The organism is Rhodosalinus sediminis (assembly GCF_003385555.1).
Taxonomy (GTDB): domain Bacteria; phylum Pseudomonadota; class Alphaproteobacteria; order Rhodobacterales; family Rhodobacteraceae; genus Rhodosalinus; species Rhodosalinus sediminis.
The window spans coordinates 1-14,766 of record NZ_QOHR01000011.1 but is presented as its reverse complement, the minus strand read 5'-3'; the positions used below and the strand labels follow the sequence as shown (position 1 = coordinate 14,766).

Below are 14,766 nucleotides of genomic sequence, written 5' to 3'. Positions count from 1 at the left end.
GGCGGGTCTGAGCCTAGAGCGCGCTGCGACAAAGCGCCGCTCCGGCGGCTCCTCTGTTTCGCCCGGGGATCGCCCCGGGGAATTCCCGAGGGTCGGCCCTGGCCGGGCAGATGCGTGCATGCTGGCCTCCTGTGCTGTCGCGCCCCGCCAGATCGGCGCCGGAGGCGGCGAAGGCAAACCCGGCCCCGCCCGCGCGGCCCCGCGCCGGGCGGACGCCGTCGCGGATCGCGCGCAGGGCCGGGAACGCCCGTCCGGCACGGCGCACGTGCGCGGACCGTCGGCCCGAGGCGCCGGGCACGGGGAAAACGGCAGGTCTTATTTCGGGCGCCGTGCCTCCCGTCGCGACCGCCGGGCCATGCGCCCCGGTCCCGTCACCGCGCCGCGGGCGGTCTTCCCCCTGCGGCCGCGCGCGCCCTGCCCAAGCGGGCCGCGACGCGATTAGGTGGCAGAAGACGCCGTCGCCGCCCCCCGCGCTCGAAGGGTGGCCACCAGTTGCGCGGAATTGCGGGCGTCGAACTTTTTCAGGAGGTTGGAGCGGTGGAACTCCACCGTCTTGGGGCTGATGCCCAGCGCCTGCGCGATCTCCTTGGTGGAGCCGCCCTCGGCGATGCGGTCGAGCACCTGCCGCTCCCGCCGGGTGAGCCCCGCCATCGGGTCCGCGCCGGCCTCCGGCGGCGCCGGCGCGACGCGGCGGACGGGCCGCCCGCGCCAGAGCGCCGCGAGCGCGAGGAGCGCGGCGAGCGCCGCCGTCCCGGCGATCCACGCGCGGCCCGGCGGGGCGTCCGGTGGCGGCGGGGCCGCGAAGCCCGCGTGCAGCACCCGCGCGTCGCGGTAGCTGACCGGCGCGCTCCACCGCACGGCGAGCTCCGGCCCGGCCGAGAGCAGCGCCACCGCCACCCGGTCGCGCAGCGCCCGCTCGGTGCCGGCCATGGCGAGGAAGGGCCACTCGGGATAGAGCCTTGTGCTGACCGCGTCCGGATAGGTGTAGGTGACATTGGCGTTGAGCACGCGGAGCGCGCCCTCGGGCACCGCGCCCTCGGCCTCCATCCGCTCCAGAAGGCCGCTGCGCACGATGCCGAGATCTGCCTCGCCTTGGAGCACGGCCTCGACGATGCGGTCCTGCGGGAAGCCGAGGAAGGCGAGCTCGGCGAAGTCGCGCGCCGGATCGACGCCGCGCTCGGTGAGCGCCCGCCACGCGAGGCGGTAGCCCCCGAAAGCGCGCGGATCGACGGCCGCGGCGCGCGCGCCGGCGGTGTCCTCCAGCGTCTCGAGAGGGCTGTCGGCGCGGACAACGAGCGCGCTGCCGAACTCGGTCGCGCGGCGTCCGTCGGAGAGACGCCGCAGGCGCGTGGCGATCGGGCTCAGCCGGTGCTCCCGGTCGAGGGCGACGTAGTGGCCCGGGTTGGTGATCAGGAAATGCAGCCCGCCCCGGTCGATGAGCGGGCCCGCCGAACTCAGCGTGACGGGGACGAGGCGCACGGACCGGCCCGGCAGCCGCGCCTCGAGATAGGCCGCGAGCGGGTCCCAGGCCGCCGCCTCCCGGCCCCAGCCGCGGTGCGCGAGCACGCCGATGCGCACCTCGGCCGGGCGCTGCACGCCCGCACCGAACTCGGGCGTCTGCGCGGAAAGCGGCCACGCGACGAGCGCCGCGCAGAGCGCCGGCAGGATCCGCCGCGGCCGGCTTCCCGTCCGGGCGCGGCGGGTCTGCGTCGCCTCGTTCAGTCGGCCGCGGCCTCCTCCCGGGTCAGGGCGCCGTTGACCCATTCGCCGCTCTCCTCCTCCCCGCTGGCGTAGCGCATGGTGCCCTCGCCCTGCCGGCGCCCGTCCACGAAGGCGCCCTCGTAGACGTCGTAGCCGGTGATCTCTCCCGCGTCGTCGCGGCGCGGGTAGCGGGCGACGCCCTCGCCCTCGATGCGGCCCTCGGTCCACGCGCCCTCGTAGACGAAGCCGTCCGGCATCTCGATGCGACCCTCGCCGTGGCGCTCGCCGTCGACGAACCGGCCCACGTAAACGGTACCGTCGGGATAGGTCGCGGTGCCCTGCCCGTGGCGCTGGCCGTCCCGCCATTCGCCCTCGTAGCGGTAGCCGTCGGGGTAGGTCATCACCCCCTGCCCGTGATTGCGGGCGTTCTCGAACTCGCCCTCGTAGACGAGGCCGTCGGGATAGGTCGCGCGCCCCTCGCCCTGAATGACGCCGTCGACCCAGTCGCCCTCGTAGGTGGAACCGTCGGGATAGGTGATCTTCCCCTCGCCATGCGCGAGGCCGTCGCGGAACGCGCCTGTGTAGACCGAGCCGTCGGGATAGGTGACCTCGCCCTCGCCCTCGATCTCGCCGGCGACCCAGGAGCCCTCGTAGCGGTAGCCGTCGGCGCCGATGAAGGTGCCCTGCCCGTGGCGCTTGTCGTCCTCGAAAGCCCCCTCGTAGACGTCGCCGTTGGCGTAGGTGACCTTACCCTGCCCGGAGCGGCGGCCGTCGGCGAGCTCGCCCTCGTAGACGTCGCCGTTGGGCTGCGTGAGCGTGCCCTCGCCGTGGATCTGCCCGTCCTTCCAGAGGCCCTCGTAGATCAGGCCGTCGGGCATGGTGAGCGTGCCCATCCCCTCGCGCGTGCCGCGCACGACGGCGCCCTCGTAGACGGCGCCGTCGGGATAGGTGATCGTCGCCTGCCCCTCCTTGACGCCGTTCACCCAGTCGCCCTCGTAGACGTAGCCGTTGGGCGCGGTCATGGTGCCGCGACCGTGATGCTCGGCGTTGCGGAAGGCGCCCTCGTAGCGGGTGCCGTCGGCGTAGATCGCGACGCCCTGCCCGGTGATCTCGCCCTCGACCCAGGTGCCCTCGTAGGTGGAGCCGTCGGCGAAGGTGATCTTTCCCACGCCGTCGGGCTTGCCCTTGGCGAAGCTGCCCTCGTAGACCGAGCCGTTCGGAAAGCGCGCGACGCCCTCGCCGCGGATCTCGCCGTCGACCCATTCGCCGGTGTATTCGTAGCCGTTCGGCAGGCGATAGGTGCCCTGCCCGTGCTGCAGCCCGTCGCGGAAGGTGCCCTCGTAGACGCCGCCGTCGTCGTACTGTTTGGTGCGGACGGCGTCGCCGCCGCTCTCCTGCGCCGCGGCGAGGCCCGCGGTCAGGACCACGCCCGCCACGAGCGCCGCAAGGCGCCTGCTCGTCTCGCTCATGATCGGATTCCGCTCTGCGCGCATGGATCTGCCCTCAAGATGAGCGTAATGGAGCGCCGGTACCGAGACAACGCCTTTCCCCGCGACCGGCTTTCCCTCGGCAGCCGATCTGCTAGATGGGGCGTCGAGTTGCAGGAGCCCCGCACCGCGATGACCGACCGCTTTCGCCTCACGCTCGCGCAGTTGAACCCGGTGATGGGCGATATCGAAGGCAACGCCGCCCGCGCGCGCGAGGCGTGGGCGCAGGGGCGCACCGCCGGCGCGGACATGGTCGCGCTGCCGGAGATGTTCCTGATCGGCTACAATCCGCAGGACCTGGTGCTGCGCCCGGCCTTCCAGGCCGACGCGATGCGCGCGATCGAGGCGCTCGCGCAGGACTGCGCCGAGGGTCCGGCGCTCGGCATCGGCGGGCTCTGGCGCGAGGGCGCGCAGCTCCACAACGCGTGGTTCGTCCTGCAGGGGGGGCGGATCGCGGCGGTGATGCTCAAGCACCACCTGCCGAACTACCTCGTCTTCGACGAGAAGCGCACCTTCGCCTCCGGGCCCGTCTCGGGGCCCTATGCCGTGGGCCCCGTCCGCATCGGCACGCCGGTCTGCGAGGATGCGTGGTTTCCCGACGTGGCCGAGACGCAGGCCGAGACGGGCGCCGAGATGCTGCTGGTCCCCAACGGCTCGCCCTACTACCGCGACAAGATGGAGGTGCGGCTCAACCACATGGTCGCCCGCGTGGTCGAGACCGAGCTGCCGCTCGTCTATCTCAACATGGTGGGCGGGCAGGACGATCAGGTTTTCGACGGGGCGAGCTTCGTGCTCAACCCCGGCGGCGAGCTCGTCGTGCAGCTCCCGGTGATGGAGGAGGCGCTCGCGCACGTCGATTTCGAGCGCGGGGCCGAGGGCTGGCGCGCGCGTCCCGGCACGCGGGCGCAGATCCCCGACGCGCTCGAACAGGACTATCACGCGATGGTCGTCGCGCTCCGCGACTACATGCGCAAGTCGGGCTTCGAAAAGGCGCTCGTCGGGCTGTCGGGCGGGATCGACAGCGCGATGGTCGCGGTCGTGGCCGCCGACGCGCTCGGGCCCGGGAACCTGCGCTGCGTGATGCTCCCCTCGGAATACACCTCGCCCGACTCGCTCGAGGACGCGGCCAGCGTCGCCGGGGCGCTCGGCACCCGGCTCGACGAGCTGCCGATCTCGGGCCCGCGCGCAGCGGTGACCGAGGCGCTCGCGCCGCTCTTCGGCGACCTGCCCCCCGACGTCACCGAGGAGAACGTGCAGTCGCGCCTGCGCGGGCTGTTGCTGATGGCGCTCTCGAACAAGTTCGGCGAGATGCTGCTGACCACCGGCAACAAGTCCGAGGTCGCGGTGGGCTACGCCACGATCTACGGCGACATGTCCGGCGGCTACAATCCGCTCAAGGATCTCTACAAGACCCGCGTCTTCGCCGCCGCGCGCTGGCGCAACGCGAACCACCGCGACTGGATGAAGGGGCCCGCGGGCGCGGTGATCCCGTCGCGCATCATCTCCAAGCCGCCCTCGGCCGAGCTGCGCGCCGACCAGCGCGACAGCGACTCGCTGCCCGATTACGAACACCTCGACGCGATGCTCGAAATCCTCGTGGACCGCGACGGCTCCATCGAGGACTGCGTCGCCGCGGGCTTCGACCGGGCCGAGGCCGCGCGGATCGAGCACCTGATCTACGTCAGCGAATACAAGCGCTTTCAGTCGGCGCCGGGCACGCGGCTCTCGAAGCGGGCCTTCTGGCTCGACCGGCGCTATCCCATCGTCAACCGGTGGCGCGACGCCGCGTCCGAGAGCGGAGGAGCCTGACATGCGGATCGCCACCTTCAACATCAACGGCATCAAGGCCCGCCACCAGGCGCTCTGCGACTGGCTCGACGAGGCGGGGCCGGAGGTCGTGCTCCTGCAGGAGCTCAAGTCGCAGGACGAGGCGGTCCCGCGCGAGCTCTTCGAGGAGCGCGGCTACCGCGTCGAGACGCACGGGCAGAAGAGCTTCAACGGCGTCGCCATCCTCTCGCGCCTGCCGCTCGAGGACGTGACCCGCGGCCTGCCCGGCGACGAGAGCGACGATCAGGCGCGCTGGATCGAGGGCACGGTGATCGGCGAGACGGCGGCGGTGCGCGTGGTCAGCCTCTACCTGCCCAACGGCAACCCGGCGCCGGGGCCGAAATACGACTACAAGCTCGCCTGGATGGAGCGGATGAAGGCCCGCGCGGCGGAGCTTCTGACGCTGGAGGAGCCCGTGGTGCTCGGCGGCGACTACAACGTGATCCCGCAGGACGAGGACGCCGCGAAGCCCGAGGCGTGGAGCGACGACGCCCTCGCCCTGCCCGGGACGCGCGCGGCCTTCCGGCGGCTCCTGCACCTCGGCTACACCGAGGCCTTCCGCGCCCGGGTGCAGGGCGGCGGGCATTATTCCTTCTGGGACTACCAGGGCAACGCCTGGGGCCGGAACAACGGCATCCGCATCGACCACCACCTGCTCTCGCCCGAGGCGGCGGACCGGCTGACCGGCGCCGGCATCGAGGCGGCGCTGCGCGGGCGCGAGAAGCCCTCCGACCACGTGCCCGTCTGGATCGACCTCGACGCCTGAACGCCGCGGCGCGGGCGGTGGCGCCCGTTCTGGACGGGGCCGGCCCTATCGCGGCGATCCCCGGCGGTGCGCCCGGCGGCGGGCCGGATCAAGGGGGGCTGTCTGCCCCCCTCTTGGCCTTCGGCCAATTCACCCCCCGAGGATATTTTCGCCAAGAAGAAGGTCCGGGGCGGCCGGGGGCGGCCGGGGGCTCTCGTGGCCGCGCGGCGCGGGCGGTTGCGCCCGTGCCGGACGGGGCCGAGCGTCTCGCGGCGATCCCCGGCGGTGCGCCGGGCGGCGGGCCGGGTCAGGGGGGCTGTCTGCCCCCCTCTTGGCCTTCGGCCAATTCACCCCCCGAGAGTATTTGAGCCAAGATGATGGGCCGGGTGCTCAGCCGGCGTTAACGCGGTCGAGGCGCATCTCGCTCGGGGCGGCCATGTCCTGTGCCCGACAGGTGGCCTCGTCCTCCTCCGGCGTGGCGAGGAAAGGGCGGCCGAGGCGGTCGGGTGCTCTCGTGGCCGCGCGGCGCGCGGGGTGGCGCGACCCGGGGCGCTGAGGCGAGCGCTGTCTGCCACTTCGGCGCGCGCCGGGCCTCACGCCGTGGGGCTTTCCGGCGAGCGGACGGGGCGCGGCCGATGCGGCCTCCGGTTAGCCCTCCCGGGTGACGTCGTGGCCGTAGAGCCAGTCGAAGCCCGCGAGGAGCGCGCCCGGCGCGAGGCGCCCCGCGAGGCCCAGCGCCGCGTGCCCGGCGAGGCGGACCGGTCCCGGCCGCAGGTGGTATTTCCAGGCGTTCCGGCTGGCGGTCTCGACGGTCCGCGCCGCGCGCGCGCGGCGGCGCGCCTGGTAAGCGGCGAGGCCGGCGTCCCGCGTCTCCGCCCGCGCCACGGCGTCGGCGAGCACCCAGGCGTCCTCCAGCGCGAGATTGGCGCCCTGCGCGAGGAAGGGCAGCGTGGGATGCGCGGCGTCCCCGAGGATCGCGACCCCGGCGCCGTGCCAGCGCGCGGCGACCGGGTGGCGGAAGAGCCCCCAGAGGTGCACGTCCTCCACCGCCCCGAGCAGGCGCGGCACGTCGCCCCCGAAGGCCGCGAAGGCGGCGCGCAGGTTGGCCGGATCGTCGCGGTGGTGCCAGCCCTCCTCGGCCCAGCTGCGGCGCTCCTCGACCGCGACGACGTTGACGAGCGCGCCGCCGCGCAGCGGATAGCTGACGAGGTGGCGCCCCGGCCCCATGTGCACCCAGGCCTCCGGCGGGTGGTCCGCCGGGCCGGGCACCAGCGCGCGCCAGGCGACCTGCCCGGTGAAGCGCGGGGCGGCGGCGCCGTTCAGCGCGGGCCGCAGGCGCGAGTGCAGCCCGTCCGCGCCGATCACCAGGTCCGCCTCGAGGCGCGCGCCCTGCGCGGTGACGAGCGCGGGGCGCGCGCCTTGCGCGACCTCCGCGACCTGCTGCAGGAGGCGCAGCTGCACGCCGACCGCGCGCACCGCCGCGGCGAGCGCGTCGATCAGATCGGCGCGGTGCAGGAACAGGTAGCGCCGACCGGGCGCGTGGCGCGCGAGGTCCAGCCGCGTGACCTCCGCTCCGTCCTCGTGGCGGCGCAGGCTGACGGCGCGGGCGGCGACGCCGCGCGCCGCGACCGCCTCGCCGAGGCCCAGCGCGTCGAGCACGGCGAAGCCGTTGGGGCTGATCTGCAGGCCCGCGCCCACCTCGGCGATCTCGCCGGCCTGCTCGAGCAGGGTGACCGAGGCGCCGCGCCGGGCGAAGGCGAGCGCGGCGGAGAGGCCGGCGACCCCGCCGCCCGCGACGAGAACCTCGAAGCCGTCGAGCTGCATCGTTTCTCCATGAGCCGTCGGACCGGGCGCCGGAGCGCGTGGCCCGGCGCCCTCGATCCGGCCGCGGGCGGCGCGGGGTCAGTCGTCGCGGTGCACCTTCTCGCGGCGCTCGTGCTTTTCCTGCGCCTCGAGGCTCATGGTGGCGATCGGCCGCGCGTCGAGGCGCTTGAGGCTGATCGGGTCGCCCGTGACCTCGCAGTAGCCGTATTCGCCCTCCTCGATCCGGCGCAGCGCGGCGTCGATCTTGGCGACGAGCTTGCGCTGCCGGTCGCGGGTCCGGAGCTCGATCGCGCGGTCGGTCTCCTCGCTGGCGCGGTCGGCGACGTCGGGGATGTTGCGGCTGTTGTCCTGCAATCCCTCGAGGGTTTCCCGGCTTTCGGCGAGCAGCTCGGCCTTCCAGGCGAGCAGCTTGCGGCGGAAGTACTCGAGCTGACGCTCGTTCATGAAAGGCTCGTCTTCGGCGGGACGGTAATCTTCCGGCAGAAAGGTCTCGGCTTTCATCGTGTTCCCCTTTTCGGGACCGGGCTCGAGCTGGAAACGGTCGTCCTGCATTTCGCTCATCCGGCCACCCCCGCCGCTCGCTTAGCCGAACAGCGGCTTGTTGTCACGCGAGGAAAGCGCTTGCGCCGCATGCGGGAGGCCGCCGCCCGCCGCGACGCCGGCGATTCGCGCAAGCCGCCAGGGCGCCGCGCGCGCCCGCCGCGGCGCGGCGAAAGCCGTTGCCGCCGCGGACGGGGATGTTACCCTCCGCCCGACCCCGCAGACGAAGAGGACCCCATGCGTTTCACCGGCACCGAGAGCTACGTCGCGACCGAGGACCTGACGGTGGCGGTCAACGCCGCGGTGACGCTGGAGCGGCCGCTCCTCGTCAAGGGCGAGCCGGGCACCGGCAAGACCGAGCTCGCGCGGCAGGTGGCCGGCGCGCTCGGGCTGCCGATCATCGAGTGGTCGATCAAGTCCACGACCCGCGCGCAGCAGGGGCTTTACGAATACGACGCCGTCTCGCGCCTGCGCGACAGCCAGCTCGGCGACGACCGGGTCAACGACGTGAGCAACTACATCCGCAAGGGCAAGCTCTGGGAGGCCTTCACCGCCGAGACGCGGACGGTGCTGCTGATCGACGAGATCGACAAGGCCGACATCGAGTTCCCGAACGACCTCCTGCAGGAGCTCGACCGGATGGAGTTCTTCGTCTACGAGACCGGCGAGACCGTGCGCGCCACGCAGCGCCCGATCGTCATCATCACCTCCAACAACGAGAAGGAGCTGCCCGACGCCTTCCTGCGGCGCTGCTTCTTCCACTACATCCGCTTCCCCGACCCGGAGACTATGAAGCGCATCGTCGAGGTGCATTTCCCGGGCATCAAGCAGGACCTGCTCGCCACGGCGCTGACGCAGTTCTACGAGCTGCGCGAGCAGCAGGGGCTGAAGAAGAAACCCTCGACCTCCGAGGTGCTCGACTGGCTGAAGCTCCTCCTGGCCGAGGATCTCTCGCCTGAGGATCTCAAGCGTGACGGGGCGAGCGCGCTGCCGAAGCTGCACGGCGCGCTTCTGAAGAACGAGCAGGACGTGCATCTCTTCGAACGCCTCGCCTTCATGGCGCGCCGTCAGCGCTAGCGTGGCGATTTTTCGTACGAAAAATCGCCCGCGGGGCGCGGCGCGCGGCCCGCGGGTTTTTCGTACGAAAAACCCGCGGGCCCCTGCCCTGCGGCTCTGCGCGGCGCTCGTGGCGCTCGCGGGGCTGGCGGGGTGCGCGGGCGCGCCCGCGCCGCCTTCGGCGCAGCGTCTCGCCACCGGGGCCGCCGGGGCGCCGCCGGCACGCGGTGCCTCCGTCCGCCCGATGCCGCCGCCGGCGCGTGCCAACGCCGACATCGCGCGGGATGTCCTCGATCTCGCCTTCCGGCTGGAAAGCGGCCGGCGGCTGCCGGTGCTCACCCGGTTCGAGGCGCCGATCACCCTGCGCCTGACGGGTCGGCCGACGCCGGGGCTCGCGGCCGATCTCGACCGTCTGCTCGCGCGGCTGCGCGCGGAGGCGGGGCTCGACATCCGCCGCGTCGCCGCGGGGCGCGCCGCCGTCACGGTGGAGGCGGTGCCCCGCGCGCGCATCCGCCGCGTCCTGCCGCAGGCGGCCTGCTTCGTCGTGCCCGAGGTCTCGAGCCTCTCGGACTACCGCGCCGCACGACGCCGCGGCGGCGTGACCCGCTGGGCCGATCTGGCGCGGCGGACGCGCGTCGCGGTCTTCGTGCCGATGGACACGAGCCCGCAGGAGACGCGCGACTGCCTGCACGAGGAGCTCGCGCAGGCCCTCGGGCCGCTCAACGATCTCTACCGCCTGCCCGACAGCGTGTTCAACGACGACAACATGCACACGGTGCTGACCGGCTTCGACATGCTGGTCCTGCGCGCGCATTACGCCCCCGAGCTCGCCAACGGCATGTCGCGGGCCGAGGTGGCGGCCCGCCTGCCGGCGATCCTCGCGCGGCTCAATCCGGCGGGCGAGGCGGTGGCCCCGGCCCCGCTGCCGCCCACGCCCGCCCCCTGGGTCGAGGCGATAAAGACCGCGCTCGGGCCGGGGGCGCGGCCCGCCGCGCGCCGCGCGGCGGCCGCGCGGGCGGTGCGGATCGCCGAGGCGGAGGGCTGGCGCGACCACCGCCTCGCCTTCGCGTATTTCGCGCTGGGGCGCGTCGCGCAGGCCGGCGCGCCGGGCGAGGCGCGCGCCGCGTTCCGGCGGGCCGACCGGATCTACGCCGCCTCCACGGGCACGGCGCTCCACCGCGCCTTCGTCGGCGCGCAGCTGGCCGCCTACGCGCTGGCCGACGGCGACCCGGACCGCGTGCGCGCGATCGCTGCCGCGCATCTGCCGGTGGCCGCGCGCCACGGGAACGCGATGCTCGAGGCGACGCTGCTGATGCTGCGCGCGCAGGCACTCGAGATGCAGGGGCGGCGCGCGGAGGCGCGGGCGGCGCGGCTGGACAGCCTCGACCGGGCGCGCTACGGATTCGGCCCCGATGGGGCGGTGCGCGCCAAGCTGCGCGAGATCGCCGCCCTCGACCCCTCGGCTTCCGGAGGCTGACCGCATGATCGTCCTTCTCGGCGCCCTTCTGGGCATCACCCTCGGCGTCGTCACCGCCCGCCGGCGCAAGGGGACGGGCGCGGACGTCCTGCATTACGGCGCGGTCTACGGCATCGCCTTCACGCTCCTCGGGCTGGTGGCGACCATCGCGATCGACCGGCTCTCGGGGTAGCGCGATGTTCCTGCCCTTCTTCGACGCGCTGCGGCGGACGGGGGTGCCGGTCTCGCTCCGGGAGTATCTCGCCTTTCTCGAGGCGATGCGCGCAGATCTCGTCACCTACGACGTGGACGGCTTCTATTACCTCGCCCGCGCGGCGATGGTGAAGGACGAGCGCAACCTCGACAAGTTCGACCGCGCCTTCGCCGAGGCGTTCTCCGGGCTCGAACATCTGAGCGTGGGCGAGATGCTGGAGCAGGCCGAAATCCCGCGCGACTGGCTCGAGAAGATGGCCGAAAAGCACCTCTCCGAGGCGGAGAAGGCCGAGATCGAGTCGATGGGCGGTTTCGACAAGCTGATGGAGACGCTGCGCGAACGGCTGAAGGAACAGGAAAAGCGCCACCAGGGCGGCTCGAAGTGGATCGGCACCGCCGGCACCTCGCCCTTCGGCGCCTACGGCTACAACCCGGAAGGCGTGCGCATCGGGCAGGACGAAAGCCGCCACCGCCGCGCGGTGAAGGTCTGGGACAAGCGGGAGTTCCGCAACCTCGACGACTCGGTCGAGCTCGGCACGCGCAACATCAAGCTCGCGCTCAAGCGGCTGCGGCAATGGGCGCGCGACGGCGCGCACGAGGAGCTCGACCTCGACGGCACGATCCGCTCCACCGCCGAGCAGGGCTATCTCGACGTCAAGACGAGGCCGGAGCGACGCAACGCCGTCAAGGTGCTCCTGTTTCTCGACGTGGGCGGCAGCATGGACCCGCACATCCGCGTGGTCGAGGAGCTCTTCTCCGCGGCGCGGGCGGAGTTCAAGCACCTCGAATATTACTACTTCCACAACTGCCTCTACGAGGGCGTCTGGCGCGACAACCGCCGGCGGTGGGACGAGGTCACGCCCACCTGGGAGGTGCTGCACACCTACGGATCGGACTACAAGTGCATCTTCGTGGGCGACGCGAGCATGTCGCCCTACGAGATCGCCTTTCCGGGCGGCGCGAACGAACACTGGAACGCCGAGGCGGGGCAGGTCTGGCTCGAACGCGCGCGGGATCAGTGGCCCGACAACCTCTGGATCAACCCGGTGCGCGAGCGGCACTGGCGCTACACGCAGTCGATCCAGATGATCCGCGAGATCTTCGCGGACCGCATGGTGCCGATGACGCTCGAGGGGCTCGAACGCGGCATGCGCGAGCTGGTGCGCTAGCGCGGCCGCGCGGCGCCCGGGCGATGCGGCCGGGGCGGCGCGCCCCGTGCGGCGGGGCATGAACGACGCGGGCGGGGGCGCCGCTCGAGACGAGGGAGACGTGATGCGCGGCGCGCTGCGCCATCTCTGGACCCGGCACCGCCCCGCGCTCGTGGGGCTCGTCGTCGCGCTCGCGGTCGTGGCCTTCTTCGTCGCGCGCTTCGTGGCCTTCTCGCTCTACTGGGCGGACCCGGACCACCGCCGCCAGCCGCCGCAGGCCTGGATGACGCCGCGCTACATCTCCCTCGCCTGGGACATTCCCCCGGGCGAGGTCATGCGCGCCCTCGGCGTGGCCGACCGCCCCGACCGGCGGCCGACGCTGGCCGAGATCGCGCGGCGCCGCGAGGTGCCGGTGGAGGTGGTCCTCGACGAGGTGCGCCGGCTCATCGACGCGCAGGCCCCCGAATGACCGACTGGCTTCCCGGCCTCGTGGCGGACTGGGGCGTGGCGGTGATCGCGCTCACGACGTTCCTCAGCTGCCTCGCCCTGCCCGTCCCGGCCTCCATGGTGATGCTGACCGGGGGCGCCTTCACGGCGACCGGCGATCTGGCGCTCTGGGCGGTGGCCGGGGGCGCGCTCGCCGGCGCGGTGCTCGGCGATCAGGCGGGCTATTCGCTCGGCTGGCGGGGCGGCGCGGCGCTCGCGCCCCGCATCGCCGCGAGGCCGCGCCGGGCCGCCGCGCTCGCCCGCGCGCGCGGGCTGGTCGAGGAGCGCGGCGGCGCGGGCGTGTTCCTCAGCCGCTGGCTCGTCAGCCCCCTCGGCCCATGGGTCAACCTCGTGGCCGGCGCGGCCGAGATGAACCGCGCGCGCTTCACGCTCTGGGCCGTGGCGGGCGAATGCGTCTGGGTGGCGCTCTACGTCGGGCTCGGCCGGGCCTTCGCCGAATACATCGACGCCGTCGCCGAGATCGCCGCCGACGTCTCGGGCATCCTCGCCGGCACGGTGGTCGCGCTCGGCCTCGCGCTCTGGCTGCGCGCGGCGCTCCGCCGGGAACGCCGCCGCCGCAAGTGAGCCTCAGCCGAGCGCGCAGTAGACCTCCGCCCGCTCGCCGCGCCGGGCCGCCGCCACCGGCGCGTCCGGATAGACCTCCCAGGTCGGCGCCTCGGGCCGCAGCCCGCGCCGCCCGACGCGGGCCATCGCGGCGGCCTCGTGCGCGCCGAGCAGCGCGCATGGCCCCGCATGGGTGAAGTGCAGCGCCCGCCCGCCCGGCGTCCAGCCGGCGGCGACCCCCTCGCCCGCGCGCGCCGCGTCGGCCTCGGAGACGAAGACGCCGGCCCGGAAATGGACGAGCGCCGGATCGTCGCCCTCGAAGACCGTGAGCGGCGGGCCGGCCGGCGCGATGCCGTGGCGCTCCATGAAGGCCCTCACCTCGGCGAAGGCCCCGGCCATGGCGTCGGCGACATCGGCCGGGTCCATGCCGCAGATGCGGGCGGCGTAGAGATACGGCCGCGGTTCGGTCTCGGTGACGTGGTAGTCGGACATGACGACGCTCCCCCCTTTTGATGCGACTCACGCCTGCGACACTCGCGGGGGACGGCGGCGCGCACATTGACGGGCGTTATCGCCGACGCGCCGCGCCGAGGCCGCCGGCGATACATTGCCGACCGGCGCGCGGCGCCCCATATTTCCCCCATGATCAAGATCACGCCGATCCTGCTCGCGGTGCTCTACGCGCTGGTGATTTACCGCTTCTCCATGTGGCGGACGAAACGCGAGCTCGACGCGCGCTCGACCGAGCTCGCCGATGCGCGGCTCAAGCGGCTGACCGACCGCATGGCCGAGGCGCTCGGCGTCGATCGAATCCGGGTGCACATCTACGAGATCGACCCGGTGAACGGGCTCGCCGCGCCGGACGGGCGCATCTTCGTCACTCGCGGCTTCTACCGGAAGTACCAGAGCGGCGAGGTCTCGGCCGAGGAGATGGCGAGCGTGATCGCGCACGAACTCGGCCATGTCGCGCTCGGCCACGCCCGGCGGCGGATGATCGACTTTTCCGGGCAGAACGCGCTGCGCACGGCCCTCGCCATGGTGCTGTCGCGCTTTCTGCCGGGCATCGGCGTCTGGATCGCCAACGGGGTGACGACGCTTCTGTCCGCGCGGCTCTCGCGCGGCGATGAATACGAAGCCGACGCCTACGCCGCGGCGCTCCTGACGAAGGCCGGCATCGGCGTCGCCCCGCAGAAATCGATGTTCGAGAAGCTCGAGAAGCTGACCGAGGCGCGCGCGGGCGTCATGCCCGCCTGGCTGATGAGCCACCCGAAGACCGCCGACCGCATCGCCGCGCTCGAGCGCCTCGAGGCGCGCTGGCAGCGACTCGACACGCCGCGCTGAGGCGCGCGAATCGTGGCCGCGGCGGCGCGCCCCGTCCCCTGCGCGCCCGACCCCCGGATGTCGCCGGGACACGCGGGCGGTATGCGATTGCATGCCGAAATCGGCGCGACCGTCCGTCGTTCTTGACAGGTGTCGCCGTCCCCTGACGGTGCCTTGACGGCAGGCCGGCGGCGATTTTTACAGCCTGCGCCTCTCTCTGCAAAATCGTTGACACGAAAAACATGCCTTATCAGGTATTTGTTTTCTCATTTTCCATAAATGATACAGTGCCGCCGGGACAGCAGGGCGACATGCGCCCTGCGAGGCGATGCAGAGGAGGCTCGCATGAGGGACAGCGACGAAACCGGGGTGACCACGCATCCGCCGTCTGCGGAGACG

General features: G+C 73.0%; 14 protein-coding genes. 9 read left to right on the top strand and 5 right to left on the bottom strand.

The features are described 5' to 3' along the window. Positions 1-438: 438 nt before the first annotated feature. Positions 439-1,764 carry a PhnD/SsuA/transferrin family substrate-binding protein gene (locus tag DRV84_RS16160; RefSeq protein ID WP_115979635.1) on the bottom strand — a complete coding sequence of 442 codons (1,326 nt, stop codon included), beginning with the start codon at positions 1,762-1,764 and terminating at the stop codon, positions 439-441. Continuing rightward, a complete protein-coding gene (locus DRV84_RS09340) occupies positions 1,719-3,170 on the bottom strand; it encodes an MORN repeat-containing protein (RefSeq protein ID WP_115979632.1) in 1,452 nt (483 codons plus the stop codon). The genes DRV84_RS16160 and DRV84_RS09340 overlap by 46 nt, the downstream gene beginning before the upstream one ends. A 150-nt stretch (positions 3,171-3,320) precedes the next feature. On the opposite strand from DRV84_RS09340, the gene DRV84_RS09335 reads away from it, so the two are divergent. Together DRV84_RS09335 and xth are read left to right on the top strand one after the other, a co-directional pair. Continuing rightward, a complete protein-coding gene (locus DRV84_RS09335) occupies positions 3,321-4,997 on the top strand; it encodes an NAD+ synthase (protein ID WP_115979629.1) in 1,677 nt (558 codons plus the stop codon). A gap of 1 nt (position 4,998) precedes the next feature. Further along, positions 4,999-5,781 carry an exodeoxyribonuclease III gene (gene xth / locus DRV84_RS09330; protein WP_115979626.1) on the top strand — a complete coding sequence of 261 codons (783 nt, stop codon included), beginning with the start codon at positions 4,999-5,001 and terminating at the stop codon, positions 5,779-5,781. 627 nt (positions 5,782-6,408) lie between these two features. Here the strand turns inward: xth and DRV84_RS09325 are convergent. Together DRV84_RS09325 and dksA are read right to left on the bottom strand one after the other, a co-directional pair. Beyond that, positions 6,409-7,584, bottom strand: coding sequence for an FAD-dependent monooxygenase (locus DRV84_RS09325; protein WP_115979624.1), 1,176 nt, complete (start codon positions 7,582-7,584; stop codon positions 6,409-6,411). Between the two features lie 78 nt (positions 7,585-7,662). Beyond that, entirely contained in the window at positions 7,663-8,085 is a 423-nt protein-coding gene (dksA, locus tag DRV84_RS09320) for an RNA polymerase-binding protein DksA (protein WP_115979798.1), read from the bottom strand. A 276-nt stretch (positions 8,086-8,361) separates the two neighbouring features. Between dksA and DRV84_RS09315 the strand changes: the two genes are divergently transcribed. The 6 genes from DRV84_RS09315 (at position 8,362) to DRV84_RS09295 (ending at position 13,068) form a co-directional block, all read left to right on the top strand. After that, complete coding sequence (locus DRV84_RS09315) at positions 8,362-9,201, top strand: AAA family ATPase (protein ID WP_115979621.1); 840 nt, start codon at positions 8,362-8,364, stop codon at positions 9,199-9,201. 223 nt (positions 9,202-9,424) lie between these two features. Further along, a complete protein-coding gene (locus DRV84_RS09310) occupies positions 9,425-10,657 on the top strand; it encodes a DUF2927 domain-containing protein (protein WP_115979618.1) in 1,233 nt (410 codons plus the stop codon). A 4-nt stretch (positions 10,658-10,661) separates the two neighbouring features. Beyond that, positions 10,662-10,829, top strand: coding sequence for a hypothetical protein (locus DRV84_RS15785; protein WP_192881411.1), 168 nt, complete (start codon positions 10,662-10,664; stop codon positions 10,827-10,829). Positions 10,830-10,833: 4 nt separating this feature from the next. Further along, entirely contained in the window at positions 10,834-12,018 is a 1,185-nt protein-coding gene (locus tag DRV84_RS09305; RefSeq protein WP_115979616.1) for a vWA domain-containing protein, read from the top strand. A gap of 103 nt (positions 12,019-12,121) precedes the next feature. After that, complete coding sequence (locus DRV84_RS09300; protein ID WP_115979613.1) at positions 12,122-12,466, top strand: hypothetical protein; 345 nt, start codon at positions 12,122-12,124, stop codon at positions 12,464-12,466. Continuing rightward, on the top strand, positions 12,463-13,068 hold the full coding sequence (locus DRV84_RS09295; protein WP_115979611.1) for a DedA family protein: 606 nt from the start codon (positions 12,463-12,465) through the stop codon (positions 13,066-13,068). The genes DRV84_RS09300 and DRV84_RS09295 overlap by 4 nt, the downstream gene beginning before the upstream one ends. Positions 13,069-13,071: 3 nt before the next feature. Here DRV84_RS09295 and DRV84_RS09290 read toward each other — a convergent pair whose 3' ends face one another. After that, positions 13,072-13,539: a GyrI-like domain-containing protein gene (locus DRV84_RS09290; RefSeq protein WP_115979610.1), complete on the bottom strand. Its 468-nt coding sequence runs from the start codon at positions 13,537-13,539 to the stop codon at positions 13,072-13,074. Positions 13,540-13,689: 150 nt separating this feature from the next. Here DRV84_RS09290 and DRV84_RS09285 point away from each other — a divergent pair, with 150 nt between their 5' ends. Next, a complete protein-coding gene (locus DRV84_RS09285) occupies positions 13,690-14,388 on the top strand; it encodes a M48 family metallopeptidase (RefSeq protein WP_115979609.1) in 699 nt (232 codons plus the stop codon). The last annotated feature ends 378 nt before the right edge of the window (positions 14,389-14,766 follow it).